The sequence below is a fragment of the Arthrobacter sp. 05N429 genome (genome assembly GCF_056397045.1).
This window is the reverse complement of record NZ_JBFTMQ010000005.1, coordinates 1-16,359: the sequence shown is the minus strand read 5'-3', so window position 1 is coordinate 16,359 and position 16,359 is coordinate 1. Positions and strand designations below refer to the sequence as shown.

General features: G+C 69.4%; 8 protein-coding genes. All 8 read right to left on the bottom strand.

Annotated elements, in window-relative coordinates; translation table 11 throughout:
• Positions 1 to 17 precede the first annotated feature (17 nt).
• Complete coding sequence (locus tag AC1DF4_RS10835; RefSeq protein ID WP_476912906.1) at positions 18 to 1,703, bottom strand: serine/threonine-protein kinase; 1,686 nt, start codon at positions 1,701 to 1,703, stop codon at positions 18 to 20.
• A complete protein-coding gene (locus AC1DF4_RS10830) occupies positions 1,700 to 3,505 on the bottom strand; it encodes an FHA domain-containing protein (protein WP_476912905.1) in 1,806 nt (601 codons plus the stop codon). Before AC1DF4_RS10830 ends, AC1DF4_RS10835 begins: the two co-directional genes overlap by 4 nt.
• Entirely contained in the window at positions 3,489 to 4,535 is a 1,047-nt protein-coding gene (locus AC1DF4_RS10825; RefSeq protein ID WP_476912904.1) for a PP2C family protein-serine/threonine phosphatase, read from the bottom strand. Before AC1DF4_RS10825 ends, AC1DF4_RS10830 begins: the two co-directional genes overlap by 17 nt.
• Positions 4,532 to 6,022 (bottom strand): RDD family protein, encoded by a 1,491-nt coding sequence (locus AC1DF4_RS10820; RefSeq protein ID WP_476912903.1) that lies wholly within the window; start codon positions 6,020 to 6,022, stop codon positions 4,532 to 4,534. Before AC1DF4_RS10820 ends, AC1DF4_RS10825 begins: the two co-directional genes overlap by 4 nt.
• Positions 6,019 to 8,571 (bottom strand): transglutaminase-like domain-containing protein, encoded by a 2,553-nt coding sequence (locus AC1DF4_RS10815; RefSeq protein WP_476912902.1) that lies wholly within the window; start codon positions 8,569 to 8,571, stop codon positions 6,019 to 6,021. Before AC1DF4_RS10815 ends, AC1DF4_RS10820 begins: the two co-directional genes overlap by 4 nt.
• A complete protein-coding gene (locus AC1DF4_RS10810; RefSeq protein WP_476912901.1) occupies positions 8,568 to 9,899 on the bottom strand; it encodes a DUF58 domain-containing protein in 1,332 nt (443 codons plus the stop codon). The genes AC1DF4_RS10815 and AC1DF4_RS10810 overlap by 4 nt, the downstream gene beginning before the upstream one ends.
• A 90-nt stretch (positions 9,900 to 9,989) precedes the next feature.
• A complete protein-coding gene (locus AC1DF4_RS10805) occupies positions 9,990 to 10,964 on the bottom strand; it encodes an AAA family ATPase (RefSeq protein ID WP_476912900.1) in 975 nt (324 codons plus the stop codon).
• A gap of 91 nt (positions 10,965 to 11,055) precedes the next feature.
• Positions 11,056 to 16,359: Ig-like domain-containing protein (locus AC1DF4_RS10800; RefSeq protein ID WP_476912899.1), on the bottom strand; the 5,304-nt coding region annotated here is incomplete at its 5' end.

Below are 16,359 nucleotides of genomic sequence, written 5' to 3'. Positions count from 1 at the left end.
GAAACTCGTTGGTGGTGCTACTTCGGAACGCAGGCGATGGAATCCGGGCCAAGCGGCGAGGAGGCGCCGTCACTGCGGACGATCATCACCTGGATGCAGCTGGGTTCGGCCGGGTTCGCCGCCATTTCGGCGGCCGGCCCGGCACTGGCCTGGTACTGCCCGTCACCCTTGAGCGTGTGGACCCGCCACTTATAGCTGTCCCCCGGTTTCGGCTGCGGGTTGGTCCAGCTGAAACTGACTTTCCCGGCCGGCCCTGCCACACCGGCCAGCCCGGTGACGTCCGGCACGGTGCCGTTGTCCAGCGCGTCCGCAGGCGGTTTGCTGACCTGGTCCGTCGATTTCGGCGCCGGTTCCGGCCGGTTGGTGCCCGCCACGATCCCCAGGACGACGGCGGCCACCAGGACGGTGCCGCCGACGATCGAGAGCAGCAGGTTCCTGCGGCCGTGGCCGGCCGGGAGCTCCCCCGCGCCGTCGGGCCCGCCGATGTCGCCCGTGTCCGAGGACGCGACAGCGGTGCTGGAGCGGTTGACCGTGGCGGCGACGTCGTCGTCGTCGGCGGCAGCACCGGCAGCAGTCCCTGGTCCGGTTCCGGGCCTGTCAAAGCCAGGCATCGCCGGCGGCCGCTGGACCGTCGCATTGTTGAAGGCGGAGTTGTTGAAGCCGGCGTTGTTGAACGTCGTGGCGTTGTCGGCCGTAGGGCCGGTGTCCCCGGCGGGGAACCTCGCCGGGAAGGTGGGCGAGCTGCCGGTGGCGTCGGGATCGATCGAGGCGACGCTGCGGACGCGGGTCTCCTCGAAGCCGTCGTCGGGGTGGTCTTCCTCGGCGCGCGGCTCCTCCAGGACCTCAAAGGGGGTCACGGAGAGGTTCAGTTCGGCCTGGATCCGCTGCAGGGCCAGGGCGAAGGCATGGGCCGAGGAGTAGCGGGAGGACGCGGACTTGGCCATCGCCGTCGAGAGCGCCAATTCCAGGGATGCCGGCACGTCGGCGCGGCCCAGCTTCGGCACGGGCAGGTTGGTGATGCGGGAGATCAGCTCGCGCTGGGAGTTGTCCGCCCCCGGCAGCACAAACGGGGACCGGCCGGCCAGCAGGGTGTAGAGCGTGGCGCCAAGCGCCCACACGTCCACCAGAACGCCGTCCACCTGGTGGCCGGTGAACTGTTCCGGCGGGGACCACGGGATGGACATGCCCGCGTCCTCGGCGGCGTCCCCGGCGAGGGTGCCGGAGATGCCGAAGTCGGTCAGGGCGGGCCGGTTGTAGTCAGTGACCAGGATGTTGGCGGGCTTGATGTCCCGGTGCGCGATCCCGGCCCGGTGGGCGGTCTCGACGGCGGATGCCACCTGGATGCCGACGGCGAGGACCTCGTCCACGCTGAAGCGCTGCCGCCGGTACCGGACGTCGAGGCTGGGCCGGGAGCAGTACTCCATGGCCAGGTAGGAATGCCCGGAGTCGGTGATCTCGGCTTCGAAGATGGTCACGATGTACGGGTGCGAGGACAGCTGCGCCATCAAGTTCGCTTCGGATTCGAAGCGGCGTCGGGCACCCTCGGTCTTCAAGTCCGAAAGCAGCACCTTGACCGCCACCTTGCGGCGCGGCCTGTCCTGCTCGTAGAGGTACACGTCGGAGAACCCGCCGGAGCCGAGCAGGCTGATGTAGGTGAAGCCCGGAATGATCGGCGGCGGGGCTACGGGCCGTTTTGAACTCATGGGATCTCCTCAAAGCGCAGCGAAATGCCGTCGCCGACTTCGGCGATGTCGCCGTCGAGCAGGATGGCCATCTCACCCTGGGCCAGCCGCCGGGGAGGCTGTCCCTCGCGGACCAGGACGGTGCCGTTGGTCGCCTTGAGATCGCACAACATGACGTGCCAGCCTTCGAGCCGGACCTCCACATGCGAGCGGGAGATGTCGCCGCTGGGGCTCGCCACCTGGATCAGCTTGGGCATTACGGCGCCCTGGACACGCGACACCGAGGGCTGGCGTCCCACGACGAGTGACTGGTCGAGGTCGATCAGCTCGCCGGTGGACAGGCGCATCCGGCCCAGCCGCGGGCGCCGGACCTGGACACCGTCGCCGGGGAGCGGGTCTCCGCAGCGGCCGCAGTGGGAATAGGTGGAGGGGTTCGCGTGTCCCTGCGGGCAGACCCGTGCCAGCACCAGGGGCCCGGTGGACGGTTCCGGAACCGGGCGCTGGGCTGCGGGCCGTTGCCCGGCCCCGGCCAGATCGCCCTTCATGATCGTCTGGCCGTCGTGGTCCGCATCGGCGCCGGGCTGAGCGGCTGGCCGCTGCTGGCTCGGGGCTTGGGGGGCGGGTGCGTGGGGGACCGATGCCTGCGGGGCCGTGGGCGGCAGCGGTGCGGCCGGCACAGGTGACGGCGGCTGGGACCCCGACGACGCCGACGACGGCCGGTCGCCGCCCGTGTTCCAGGGCACCGAATCGATCAGCCCGGCGGGAACCGCCGGCCGCGGTGCCGCGGCCGGTTCCGGCGCGGCAGCCGGAGCGGCTTCGGCTACTGCTTCGTCGTGCGCTCCCCCGTTCACCGCAGCGGGCTCGGGCGCTGGCCCGGCACTGGCGGACTCGGCGACGGCAGTGTCGTCTTTGGCGGACACGCCTCGGGCGGACTCGACGGCGGGTTCGGAATCGGCGTCGGGGTCCTCGCGGACGGCGGCGTCTTCGATGTTTCGCATCACCGTCTGTTCCCAGAGGTGGTCGTAGCTGCTGGTCAGCTCTTGCTCGGCCGGTTCGGGTACGGGCTCCGGTTCCTCTTCAAGTGCCGGTTCCGGTTCTCCGCGCAGGGTTCCGGCGCGCTCGGAGTCCTCGCCCGGGAACTCCAGCACGGTCTCCGCGGAGGCGCCGTGCTCGCTCAGCCCGGCAGCAATGTCGGCCTCGGCCGCTGCCAGGACTTCGTCCTCCACCGCTGCCTCGGCGGCCGGGGTCAGATTCACGGCAGAGACATCCACGGCTGCGAGATCGGCCGCAACGGCTGCAGTTGTGGCCGCGGCAGGGACCGCCGGGGCGTCCTCCGGTCCGGCGGCGCCGTTGAAGTTCACACGCAGGCCCTGCAGCAGGACCACACCGTCCGCCACAGGCAGGTCAGGACCACGGTTGGATGCCCCGGCGGCCGCGGCACCGGGAACCGTCAGACTGAATCCGGCGGCTTTTGCGAAGCGCCGTTCTGTCCAAGTCGTGACATCGCGGCCGCTGAGTTCCACCGGCCCGGCCGGCAGGTCCACGGTAAGGTCGATCTCGCCGCGCAGGAACACCTGGATGGACCCGTTGCCGGCCACGATCGCGAACCAGGGCAGCCGGGCGAGCGAACCGCCCGAGGCCGACGTCACGGCGTCGAGCACCTCGTGCACTTCGGGGCCGGCGGCGAGGAGGTCCCACAGTGATTCAACCAGGGCGGGCGCGCTGTCCGGGCGCAGCAGGACCACGGTTCCGGAGCGCACCACACCGAGCCAGCTGCCAGGCGTGTAACGCGCTGCAGCGGCGGGGTTACTGCTTGCCATCATTCGGGTCCTTGCCGTGTTCTTCAGCAGAGTGTTCTTCGGCCGCCGGTGCTTCGGCAGCCGGCGCTTCAGCCGCTGAGCCGTCTCCGGACACGGGGACCACTTCCCCGTTGGGGGCGATGTCCAGGGCGTCGGTCCGGGGCAGGGTGTCCTCGTCCTCTGCCGCGGCGGCGCTGCGCGGCGCGGTCTGGGCGGCGCCGTCGTAGTCGCTGGTGACGTTGGTGGCGTCCAGCACGATGCAGGTGACGTTGTCCCGGCCGCCGCTGCGCAGGGCCGCCTGGATGAGTTCATCCACGGCCGCCTGCGGGTCCGCGTGGGAGCGCAGGATGTCGGAGATGTGCTGGTCGTCGAGTTCGCCGTTGAGGCCGTCGGAACAGACCAGGATCCTGTCGCCTTCCTCGATGGGCAGCAACCAGTAGTCGGCCTCCGTCTCGTCCCCTGTACCGAGGGCGCGGGTGACGACGTGCCGGCGCGGGTGCACAGCGGCCTGGGCCTGGGTGATCTGCCCGGCATCCACCAGTTCCTGGACCTCGGAGTGGTCCACGCTGACCTGGCTGAGCTTGCCCTGGCTGAGCCGGTAGGTCCGGGAGTCGCCGATGTTGAGGACCAGCCAGTACGGCGCGCCCATCTGCTCCACCACCACGACGCCGGAGAGCGTGGTCCCGGCGCGGGAGCCCGTAGCCTCGCGGATGCCCTCGTCCGCCATCAGCAGATACTCCTGCACGACGCCGGCCGTGGCGTTCCGCTCTCCGCTCGCCAACTGCGGTATCCGTGAGAGTGTGCGCACGCAGATGCCGCTGGCGATCTCGCCGGCCTCATGCCCGCCCATGCCGTCGGCGACGGCAAAAACGGGATCGGAGGCAATGAAGGAGTCCTCGTTCATTTCGCGGCGAAGGCCACGGTCGGTGCCGTAGCCGCAGTTGAGGCGCAAGCTGGAGGAACTGCTGGAACTGCCTGAAGGACTGCCCAGGGACGGCACGGGGGCCGTGTCGGAGTTGGCTGGGGAGGGCTCGGCGGCCGGCTGGGAGTTCATGCCTGTCCTAGGTAGAAGGAGCGGTCACCGAAGTGCACGGTGGAACCTGGGCGGACGTGGGTGGGCTCCCCCGCCGCGAGGGCGGTACGGATACCGTCCGGGGTGGTCACGGCGCTGCCGTTGGTGGAGTTGCGGTCCGTCGCCCAGACTCCCCCGCTTCCGGCAAGCAGATGGAGGTGGGTCTTGGAAATCGAGCGGCCCGGATCGGTAACCGGGATCAGCTGCACGGAGTCCTCGCCCTGGTGTCCGGCAGGGTTCCGGCCGATCAGCACGGTGCGGTCCAGCTCGATGTCGCGTCCGTCGTCGAGCCGGATCCGGAGCATCGCCACGGTGACCGGGGCATCTGTGTCGCCACGGACCTGCGTGCGGTCGTGGTCGTCATCGGGATGCGCGCCCGGCTGGGGCATCGCGGACCCTGCGGGAGGCGCGAACGACGCCGCGAACGGAACCGGCTGCTCGACTACCGACTCCTGGGCTAGCGGCTGCTGCGCAACACCGGACCGCCGCACGGAGTCAGTCTGCTGAAGAACGGCAGACTGCCGCCCGGAGGCAGGGGCGGACTGGACGGCGGCGGGAGGCTGCCAGGGGTTGGGGTTGAGCGCTGCCGGGACTCCCGCTGCGGCAACGGCCAGCGGCGAGGCGACCTGCTGGACCGGCGGGAGGTCCAGCGGCGCAAAGCTGTAGGGGCCCGCGATGCCGCCGGTGGTGATGGGATTGCGTCCGGACTTCACGTCGAACATGAGGGTCTTGGCGGCCGTATCGTGCCAGCCGCGGAGCTGTCCGTTGCGGTCCCAGGAACTGGACAGCACCACGAGGACAGCCCAGGCCGCCCCCAGGAACTGCAGCGGTCCCAGCACCAGCAGGGCCACGCCGAACCATTGGAATATCACCACGGCCGCGGCGGCCAGCACGGCCAGCAGCACTCCGGCGCCGGTGATGAGGCCGCGGAGGAACACCGCACCCCCGCCCGGTGCGAAGCCGTCGGCATCCGTGCTGCGGATGCCCATCAGGCGGTTGCCGAGGGTCACGCCGGTTCGGCTTTCGAGCATGGCCAGAACCATCAGGTAGATCAGCGTGAGGCCGGCACCAATCCCGCCGAACAGCACCAGGGATGAGGTGTCATACACGATGAAGCCGCCGCTTTGGCTCCGGGTGATGCCGGCGAATCCGATCGCCAACAGGATGGTCAGGGCGGTGACTGGCGGGAGCCAGTCGAGGACGGCAGCTCCCAACCGCTTCCCGGCAGTTGCCGGAACCACCTCGAGCTTGCTCGGCATGGATGGACCTCCCCCTTGTCCGCGGCCCGGAGCCGGGCCCAGCGTTACGGGGATACTACCGGGGATCGGCTGGGGCTGGAGAACGTCCCGCACATTGCGGGCGTTCCGCGCGGAGCGGTTGCTCAGCGGCGTGCCGCAGGAGGTGCAGAAGGCAGCCCCCGGGCGGAGCGGCTGCTGGCAGCGCGGGCAGCGCTCGGCGTCGTCGGTCATGGCTCGTTGCGGTTCTTCCTGGCGGTCTGGCTGGACTCGGTGGCGGTAACGGCAGCACCGTCACGGTGGGCTGCGGCGGCCGGATCGGATTCCACTGTACCCGCGGGCAATTCTGATCCCGCACGTGCGCCGGGCCTGCCGCCGGGCAGACGTGGCTTCAGGCCCCGAAGTGTGAGCGCGGCCCGGCCGTCGGCCAGCAGGGAGCGCGGCGAGAACCGGGCCCTCTGCCGTCCCCAGAACCCGAGGGTCCCGGTCAGCTCCTTCAGCGAGCCGTCCACGATGTCCCAGTACTCGCGGACCTGGTCCTCGCTCGGCTGTCCGGCACCGAAGATCGCGGCGTCGGCCCGGTTCGCGAGCAGCGTGGTGGTCCCGCCGGCGGCCGGGAAGGCGTCGGCGAGGACGACGGCGGACTCGCGCCGGGTGGCGCGGGCGTCCACGCCGGCGCCCAGGTCTGTCGCGAGGCTGACAATTTCGTTCCAGCCGCCGCCGACGCGTTGCGCTGGCGGTCCGTCGCTGAAACGGAACTTCCGGCGTCGGGACTTCAGCAGGGCAATCAGCAGCAGCGGCAGCGCCAGGATCCCGATTGGGATGAGCGCGATGCCGATCGCCGTGAGCAGCGGGCCCCAGAACAGCCAGGGGTTGTTCTTCTTCTCGTCGGCGTCCAGCGCATCCGGCGAGGAGTCCGGCGGAAGGTCCGCAGGCTCCTGCGGCGGGGGCGGCGGCTGCAGCACCTGCGGCTTGGGCTTGGACTTGTTCTCCGGATCCGGCGGGATGGGCACGTTGTCCTTCGGCGGCGTGGGATCGAAGGACACCCAGCCCACCCGGTCGAAGGCGACTTCCACCCAGGCGTGGACGTCCTTGCCAGTGATCTTCACTTCGCCCGCGCCGTTTTCCGGGCTCTTGGGATCCGGGTAGAACCCCATCACCACGCGGGAGGGGATGCCGAGGTGGCGCAGCATGAGCGACATCGCGACGGCGTACTGTTCGTCGTCGCCGAGCATCTGTTTGGCGGTGAGCAGGCTCCGGACGCGGTTGGCCCCGTGCCCGGAGACGCTGGGCAGCTGGCCGTCGGCGATCAGGCCGTTGCTGAAGGCGCCCTTCTTCTGGAAGTGCGCCTCGATCTGGCGCACCCGGTCGATGGCGGTGGGCGCATCGGCGGCGAGGTCGTTCGCCTGGGAGCCGACCACCGGAGGCACCTCGGCGGGGGCCGGCAGGGACAGCTTGGCGAAGTCGTACTGGGTCAGCTGCCCGTGCTCCAGGGTGGCGGGATCGGCAACCTGGACCTGGTAGGCATCGCCTTTGGCGAGGCCCCTGGTGGTCACGGCCGTGTCCGTCCCGGCGTTAAAGTACAGTCCCGAGGCGGCACCCGAGCCGTCCCGGGCAAAGCTGATTCCCGTGGTTTTCCTGCCGCCGGGCAGGAAGTAGCCCTGGTAGTCCTCGATGGTGATGTCCAGCGTGTAGTTGTTGCTGGGCACAATCCCGGTGGAGTCGGCCAGGGTGTTGAGGGACTTGGCGTCGCCCACCTTGCTGAAGCTGCCGGAGCCGTTCGGGTCCATGTTGTAGTTGGTGCCGTTGAAGGAATCCAGCGCGGCGAGCCGCACCCGGGCGTCCTTGGGTAGGCCCTTGACGACGAAGAGGTTGTCGTCCTTTTTATCCTTGACGAAGTTCCGGAAGCTCGCCAGCGGCGTCACGTAGTCCTTGGGGTCGAACGGCGGGACGATCGTGTTGCGCAGCACGCGGCGGTCGTCACTGGCGGTGACCAACGGGGATGCGATGGCGGTGATCCCGACGGCGACGGCGATCACCGCGGCGGCGGTTCCCAGCCGGCGCAGCTTGGCCGCGCGGGCGGTGGCCTCGTCAGTCTCCAGCCGGTTGACGGAGACCTTCCGGGTGTTGCTGCGGCGGAGCGCATCGCGGCGGAAGGTGGCCCACGCGATAGCGACCACGGTGAGGGAGATGCCGCGTTCCACCGTGAGGAAACCTGCGTTCGTGCTGAAGGCGATGCCGGTGACGAACAGCACCAGCACCGGCAGCAGCGGCCAGTACGGGCTCTTGAGCCGCCAGATCAGCAGCCCGGCAGCCAGTGCGGTGAGGAGCGAGCTCAGGAAGGGCACAATCAGGGTGCCGCCGGCGGTGCCCACCGGCACACCGACAGTGAGCATGTCCTTCCAGGCGAACACGACGCCGAGCAGCAGGGTGCGCAGCGAATCGAGGGTGGGCAGCACCCCGGCGAAGGAGGCCTCCGGAACCGCCAGGGCCGTGCCGAAGACGAGGTACGCGCCGAGCGTCAGGGCCGCGGTGATCAGGAGCCCCAGCCGGAAGTGCACCGTGGCCGCCGCGAGGGCCAGGCCCAGCACGATGCCGCCAAAGCCCGCGATGAGGTAGTACGGGTCGCCGCCGAAACTGAGGCTGAAGCCGAGGACGCCGAGGCCGAGCAGGACGGTGAGGGCGCCGGCGTCGAGCGCGAAGTGCCAGGCTGGCGGACTGTCGGCAAAGCCGGAACGCCTGGCCGCGTTGTTGCGGGGGCGGAGCGGGGGTGCGGTGCTCATGCTGCCGCCTTCCTCAGCACGATGGCCAGGTCAGAGAGGTCGCCGAGGGTCAGGACGGTCAGGTCGCCGATGTTGGCCCGGGCCGGCGCGGCGCCGAGCTGGAGCCGGACGGCGAGGCTGCGGACGCCCATCGGCACCGAAGCCGAGGCGGAGCGCAGCTGGGTGGGGGTGACGTTGCTGCCCACAACCAGGAACACCACGGAGGCGTTGGGGACGGTGTCCGCCAGGCTCCGGGCAAGGTCGACGGCGGTCTTGCGCTGGGGTGCGCCGACAATCCGCGTCATGTCATCGAGCATGTTGCGTCCGGTTTCGCAGCGCAGCGGACCTTTTTGGGTGAGCACATCGAGGTCGCGCTGTTCGCGGATGGCCTGCCGTCCAATCGAGGCGGCGGCGGAGATGGCCAGCTCGAACTCCTCGTCGGAGGCGTACTCGTCCGTGTTGATGGACAGCGAGATGGCGAGGTGCGCGCGGCGGGTTTCCTCGAACTGGCGGACCATGAGCTTGTTGGTGCGGGCCGTGGTCTTCCAGTGGATGTGCCTGCGGTCATCGCCCGGCACATAGTCGCGCAGCGCGTGGAAGGAGACGTCGGCGCTGGACAGGTCCGTGGTGGGCATGCCCTCGAGGTCGCGGATGAAGCCGGCGGCCGAGCCGGCCAGCGCCGTGGTCTTCGGGTGCACGAAGAGGTCTTCGGGTTCGGTCCAGAGCACCTGGCGGCGCAGCAGGTGCAGCGGGTCGGCCCGGACTGAGCGCACCGGGCCCACCACGATCACGGCGCGGCGCGCCGTGGGGATCGTGAAGAGGTCCTCGTGGACCTGCCCGGGCTTCATCCGGGGCAGGTGGAACACGGCGGTGGCGGCTCCGACCGGGAGTTCCAGGTCAGCGGGCAGCAGCGGCCGGGCTGCGGTGTTGGAGACCGCTATGCTGCCGACGGCGCTGTCCCCCACCGCGACCCGGGTGCGGGCCAGGTCCAGGACGACGCCGTAGGAGGAGCGGCCCAGGATAAAGCCGACGGCGAGCACGAACAGGACAAAGGCTGCGATTGCCGCCGCTTTGGCTTCCTGCCAGCCGAACGCCTGGCCGACGGTCCACAGCAGGATCGAGGCCGCCAGTACGGACCAGCCCAGGACGCTCACCACGGACAGGACCGGCCACACGAACCGAAGCCAGAGCGCCCGGACTGCGCGCCAGGCCGGGGCGAGGGCCAGGCCCGCGGTGCTTCCGGCCTCGGTCCAGAGGGAGGCCGGATGCAGGCGCGTGGGCCTGCCGTCCCGGTGGAAGGGCCGTTGCAGGCGTTCAGCAAGCCGGGTCAGCGGAGTGCTGGAGGACATATGGGTGCCTTTGTTCGTGCTGGGTGGGTGCCGGTGGTGGCGGCGATGCCGCCGGGCGGTGCAGCCTGCCGGTGCTCTTGGGCTGTGCTCCTAGGAGACAGAGGCGCGCTGCTGCGGTGCGGCCACCTCGGCCAGCACCCGCTTCAGCACGGCCTCTGCGGTGGCACCGGAGAATTCGGCTTCCGGGTCCATCACCAGGCGGTGGGTCCAGACGACGGCGGCCAGGTCCTTGACGTCGTCCGGGAGCACGAAGTTGCGGCCCTGGCTGGCGGCCCAGACCTTTGCGGCCCGGACCATGGCGAGGGCGCCGCGGACGGAGACGCCAAGGCGGGTCTCCGGCGCGGTGCGGGTCTCCTCGCAGAGCCGGGAGATGTATTCCAGCACGGCGGTGTCCACGTGGGTGGTGGCGGCCAGGTCGGCCATATCGGCGACCGCCTGGGTGGTGATGACGGCGGTGATTTCCTTGGAGCGGTCCTTGAGGTTGGCGCCGCCGAGCAACTGGACCGTGGAGGCGTGGTCCGGGTAGCCGATGGAGGTCTTGATCAGGAAGCGGTCCAGCTGGGCCTCGGGCAGCCGGTAGGTGCCGGCCTGCTCGATCGGGTTCTGGGTGGCCATCACCATGAACGGGCGGCCGGCCTCGTAGGTGGTGCCGTCCACCGTGACGCGGGATTCTTCCATGACTTCGAGCAGTGCCGACTGGGTCTTGGGCGAGGCGCGGTTGATTTCATCGGCGAGGACGATGTTGTTGAAGATGGGGCCCTTGTGGAACTCGAACTTCTGCGTCTTCTGGTCATAGATGGTCACGCCGGTGACGTCCGAGGGCAGCAGGTCCGGGGTGAACTGGATGCGGTTGTTGGAGCCCTGGACGGTGGCCGCGAGGGCACGGGCCAGCGAGGTCTTTCCGGTGCCCGGCGCGTCCTCGAAGAGGACATGTCCCTCGGCCAGCATCGCGGTGAAGGTCAGGCGGATGACGTGGGACTTGCCCAGCACGGCCTGGCCGACGTTGGCGACGAGCTTCTCGAAAGTGCCGGCAAACCATTCGGCCTGTTCGGTGGTCATGGTCATGGGTTGGTCCTCTTCTGTTCTTGGTGAAAATGCTTGGTATCCCGCCGGCGGGGAGCCCCGCTGAGTCCGGCGGCCAGTCTAGTCGCCGGCATCAGCAGCCGCCGGGACGGGGTCCGAAGAGATCCACGGTGGTTGACTTCACGAACCAGCCGGGGTGGCTGCCTTCGGTCACGCGGTACCACGGCGTCCCATTGCCGTAGATGTCCTTGGTGCAGTTGACGTTGAGCTTGCCCTCGGAATTCGAGACCCAGCCGGCGCCGCACGTAGGCCCGCTCGGATTGTACGTGTCCGGCGTGTTGGGCTTGCCGGGGCACGTGTTGTTGTGCGCCTGGATCTGGGACAGCGGCGGCGTCGGGTCCGCACCGGACGTGGACGTGGCTGCGTCGTCAAAACCGCAGTCGTTATTCCCGTCCGTGCCGTTGCAGGCCCGGACCTTCAGATTGCGGCTAGTGCTCCAGCCCCCGGCGTTGTGGTCGTAGCTGCGGGCCAGGCCGACGCTCTTCCAGCCCGTGCCCTCGTAGTTCACTTCGTACCGGTTGATCGCCCGGCCGTTGTCGTTCGGTGCCGTCCACGTCCAGTGCACCTGCCCGTCGCCCTTGGGCGACGATCCGCCGCTGAGGCTGGGCCTGCCCGGCTGGCCATAGGGAACAGCCGAACCGATGGCCTCGGCGTCCCCGGAGACGTTGTTCTTCGTGGAGACGGCGATGATGTTGACTGTGACGTTCTTGCCGTTGGGCTGGCCGCCGATGGTGCCTCCCGGGGCGCTGATCGGGCCGGAGCCGTACGCCGTGGACCAGCGGTAGCTGATTTCGGAGGCTTGCGAGCCGTTGCGCTGGGCCTGATTCAGTGGCGTAAACGTCACCTTCAGCTCTCCGGAGTTGCCCGGTGAGGCGACAGTGCCGCCCGATACCCTGCCGGGCTTGCCGGCTGCCCGGACGGGCGCCGACCCCGGGCTTGTTGCGGACGTTCCGGCCTTGTTGGTGGCGGCCACCGTAAAGGTGTAGTCCGCCTCCGAATTGTCCACCGTGACGTTTTGCGAGGTTCCGGAGACCTGCTGGCTCCCCACGGCGGCTCCCCCGCGCAGCGTGGTCAGCGTGTAGGACGAGACGGCGTCGCCGTTGTTGTTCGGCGCCGCCCAGGTCACCTTGAGCTGGCTCTGCGTGCCCACGGAACCCGCTTGGCTGGCGCTCGGCGCCGCCGGCGTGACGGGCACACCGGCGGGCGTCTCGGCAGCGGAGTAGGCGCTCCACTCGGAGGGCTCCTTGGCGTCGTTCCGGGCCAGGACCCGGACCTTGTACGCCACGCCGTTCTTGAGCCCCTTCCAGACGTAGCTCGTGGACGTGAGGTTCTGGAGCTGGGCGTTCTGCCCGGCGGGAGCCGGGGAAATCTCCAGGTCGTAGCTCTTCACCGGCGAGCCCTTGGACGCCGGTGCTGCCCACGTCACGGCCAGCTGCTTGTCGCCGAACTTCAGGGCCGGCGCGACCGGCGTGTCCGGCTTAACGTCCGGGCGCACTTCGGCCGACGCCGGGGACCGCTCGGATTCGTCGATGGCGTTGGTGGCCGTGACCTGGAAGTGGTACTTCGAGTTGTTGGTCAGGCCGGTGAGCGTGCAGCTGTTCGCCGGGCAGTCCTGCCGGTACCCGCCCTCGCCGTAGACCGTGTACTTGGTGATCGGGGATCCGCGGTCCGCCGGGGCCGTCCAGTTCAGCAGCGCGGTCCCGTCGCCGACGCTGGCGGCCTGCGGTGTGGTGGGTGCCAGCGGCCGGTCCTTGACGGTCAGCCGGATCCGGGCCGTCGCGTAGCGCGAGGACTCTCCGGTCTTGTCGGCCACCGTGTAGGACACGATCATGGTTCCCGAGAACCCCTGGGCCGGGGTCACCGTCACGGCGTCTCCGGTGACTTCAGCGGAGCCCTGGCCGGTCTCGGTCACGGCGGACACGATCTTCAGCGCCGTTTCCGGGAACGGATTGGCGTCGTTGTCCAGCACCCGCACGGTCACGGGCTTGCCGGCCGCGGCGTTGGGCTCCAGGTCGTCGTTGGCCACCGGTTTGGGCCGGTTGGAGGCCGTAACGGTCAGCTGGTACGTGGCGGTGGCCTCCAGCCCGCGGGGATCCTTGGCCTTGACCTGGACCGCCCCGCCCGCTCCGGCGTCGGTGCCGTCCTTGGCCGAGGCTTTCAGGGTCTTCCCGTCGATGCTGGCGTCAAAACCTGCCGGGACGGCGCCCACCAGTTCGTACTTCATCTGGTCCACGTCGCCGTCGTCCGGGTCCGTGGTCAGCCTGGACAGGTCGGTGCTGGCGGAGTCCGCCTTGGGTACCTCAACCTGGCTGCCCAGCAGCACGGGCGGGTTGTTCCGGTTGGGGTCCGGAAGCACCTTAGTGCGGATACTCAGGGTCGCTTTCAGTCCGGCGGGGTCGTCCGGGCCGGAGCCGTCGGTGACCTCGAAGCTGAGCGAGCCGGGGCCCACGTAGTCCTGGCCGGCCGTGTACTTCAGGGCGGTGCCGTTGCTGGCCACGGGGTCGGAGCCGTCGGCGCCGATCAGCTTGATCCGGTCCGTCTGGGTCAGCCGCGGCGAACGTCCCTCGCGGACCTTGACCCATTCCTTGAGGTCGACGGTGACGGACTGCCCGGCGACGAGTTCGATCACCTCGTCCTTGGCCAGGGTGGGGACCTGCTGGCCTACTCCGGGCACCCAGATGATGGCGGTGGATTTCTGGCCGTCCACGTCTTCCACGGTGTAAGGGATGAGCTGCGGCTGCTCGGTCAGTTCCACCACCATGTTGCCGTCGGCGCCGGGACGGGCAGTGGTGGCGTCGGTGGCGATCTTAAGGTTCTCGCCGACACCGTCGGGGTCCTCGTCGTTCTTGAGCACGGGGACGTCGACGGCGGTCTTGCCGAGCGTCTGGGCTGAGGTCACCCTGTCGTCCCGGGCGATTGGGGCCTGCAGCGGCACGTCTTTTTGCACCTTGACGGCGATGGTGGCCTGCGCCGTGGCGCCGCGGTCGTCCGCGACGGCATAGCGCACGTTGGCTGTGCCCTCCTCGCCGGGGGCGAGCAGGAGAATGCGGGAGCTCTGCTTGCTGACGGTGGCGTGCAGTTCCGGGGCGGCTTCGATGCCGTCGCTGACAATCCGGATCGGGTCGCCGTCGGGATCGGTGTCGTTGCCGGTGGCGTCGACGGCGATCTGGCGGCCCGGGCGGACCTTGACTTCGTCGTCCACCGGGGTGGGCTTCTGGTTCGTGTCGCCGCGCGGTGCGATGCCAACGGTGACGGTTCCGGTGTTGACGGCGCCCTGCCGGTCCACCACTTTGTAGCGGAACGTGTCCGTGCCGGCCCCGTCGCCGGCGGCCGTGAAGTCGATGAAGTTGCTGCCCACGGTGGCGGTGCCCATCGCCGGGGTGCTGTCGATCCCGGTCAGCTGGACGGAGTCGCCGTCGGGGTCGATCCCGTCAAGCTCCACCGGAATCCGTACCGACCCGGCTGCCACCACGCGGGCGGTGAGGTTCTTGGGCTGCGGGCGGGAGTTTTCCGCGCCTTCCAGCGGCAGGATGTGGATGGTGACGGCCGCGGCGCTCTTCTGTCCCTGCGGGTCCACGGCGTTGTAGATGGCGCGGACTGTTTTGGGCTCCGCGCCGGCGATGAAGCGGAGGGTGTTTTCGGAGACGAAGCTTTTCCCGTCGGTGTCGGGGACGGGCTGCGGCAGGACGGGGTCAAGGGTGAGCTTCTCGCCTTGCGGGTGGGTGTCGTTGGCCAGCACCGGGATAGTGACGACGTCGTTGACCCGCACGTTTACTTCGTCCGGTTTGGGTTGCGGGGCCTCGACGACGGCGGGTGCCGGCACGGGGACCACGGAGACGCTGCCGGTGGCCGACTGGGTGCCGTTGGACATGGTGTAGCGGAACGTGAACGGGTCCTTGGTGCCGACGACGTCGGTGATCCGCAGGACGCTGTGGTCGATCACGCTGACCGAGGCGGTCGCGTTCTCCGGCAGTTGGACGGATTGCAGCACCAGCACGCCTCCGGACGGGTCCGAGTCGTTGGCCAGCGGATCCAGGAGCACGCTTCCGCCGACGGGCATCAAGGCGACGTCGTGCACGGCGACCGGGTTGCCGGCGTCCTTGCCGGATTCGACGTCCACACGGATCAGGCCCTGGCTGCTTTGCGGGCCGTTGCTGGCGATGTACGTCAGGTAGATGGGGCCGGGAGTGCTGCTGCGGAAGGTGAACGTTCCGCCGTCGGTCACGGGACCAAGTTCTGCGGTGCCGGCCGCTTCCACCTGGGCGAGGCGCAGCGCGCCGCCGTTGGGGTCGACGTCGTTCTTGAGCGGCGCGATCACGAGGTCCTGGCCAACGACGGCGGTGACGTGGTCGGCGTTGACCACCGGCTGCAGTGCGCCCGGCGGCTGGACGTTGACCACGACCTTGCCGGTGGTGGTGGCGCGGCCGTCCCAGACGGTCACGGTGACGGATTTCTTGCCGGGGGCGGCGCCGGAGTCCTGGTACGTGAGCAGGCCGTCGCGGCGGACCTTGACCTGGTCCTGCTCGTTGTCGGCCTTGGCGTCCATAAGGACGAGGTCGTCGCCGTCGGGGTCGGTCCAGTCGGTGAGGATGTTCTGGCTGACGGTTTTTCCCTGCTCCACGAGCATGGTCGTGGGGTCCCCGCGCTTGAACAGCGGCGGTTTGTTCTCGTCCGGGCCGACGACGTTCAGCGTGATGCTGCCCGCGGCGGACAGGCCCCGGCCGTCGGCGGCGTTGTAGGCAAAAGTTTCGGTCCCGGGCTTCGCGTCCGCGGGGACGGTGATCTGGAAGGCGGTGCCGCCGTAGATGTTCTCGAGGCTGCCGGAGGCGGGTCCGTTTTCGCCGACGGAGGCCGTGAGGACGTCGCCGTCGGGGTCCGAGTCGTTGTCGAGCACGGACAGGATGGTGGTGCGGCCGGGGCGGACTCCGACGGCGTCGGGCTTGGTTTCCGGGGGCCGGTTGGGTTTGGTGCGGTCCGGCAGGATGTTCACGGTGTTGTTGTCCGCCGATTCCTGGTCCTGGTCATTGGACTGGTTCTTGGGCGGGACCACGTCGTCCCAGTTGTTGACCAGCTGCATGTTCTGGTTCACCAGCCACACGTTCCCGGAATTCACATCGTTCAGGACCACCAGGTCCCGGTTCACCCGGAACACATAACTTGGCGAGGCGCTGGCCTTGGGCACATCCACGGTCTTGTCACTGGCATCATCGGCGCAGTCCCGGACATATTTGTTCGCCCCCGACCACGCCGCATGCACACACCCGCCCAGCTGCACCGGAGCCGCCGGCACCCCCTGCCCGCCAAACGTCACCGTCCTCGCCGTCGAACCATCCAACGGCTGCACCAGCAACGCCTTCGGCGTCGCGACCGCCACCGC

What these genes read in the sequence shown, in the direction of transcription:
- AC1DF4_RS10835 (WP_476912906.1), bottom strand. Translation starts at nt 1,703, where the DNA reads ATGAGTTCAAAACGGCCCGTAGCCCCGCCGCCGATCATTCCGGGCTTC.
- AC1DF4_RS10830 (WP_476912905.1), bottom strand. Translation starts at nt 3,505, where the DNA reads ATGATGGCAAGCAGTAACCCCGCCGCTGCAGCGCGTTACACGCCTGGC.
- AC1DF4_RS10825 (WP_476912904.1), bottom strand. Translation starts at nt 4,535, where the DNA reads ATGAACTCCCAGCCGGCCGCCGAGCCCTCCCCAGCCAACTCCGACACG.
- AC1DF4_RS10820 (WP_476912903.1), bottom strand. Translation starts at nt 6,022, where the DNA reads ATGACCGACGACGCCGAGCGCTGCCCGCGCTGCCAGCAGCCGCTCCGC.
- AC1DF4_RS10815 (WP_476912902.1), bottom strand. Translation starts at nt 8,571, where the DNA reads ATGAGCACCGCACCCCCGCTCCGCCCCCGCAACAACGCGGCCAGGCGT.
- AC1DF4_RS10810 (WP_476912901.1), bottom strand. Translation starts at nt 9,899, where the DNA reads ATGTCCTCCAGCACTCCGCTGACCCGGCTTGCTGAACGCCTGCAACGG.
- AC1DF4_RS10805 (WP_476912900.1), bottom strand. Translation starts at nt 10,964, where the DNA reads ATGACCATGACCACCGAACAGGCCGAATGGTTTGCCGGCACTTTCGAG.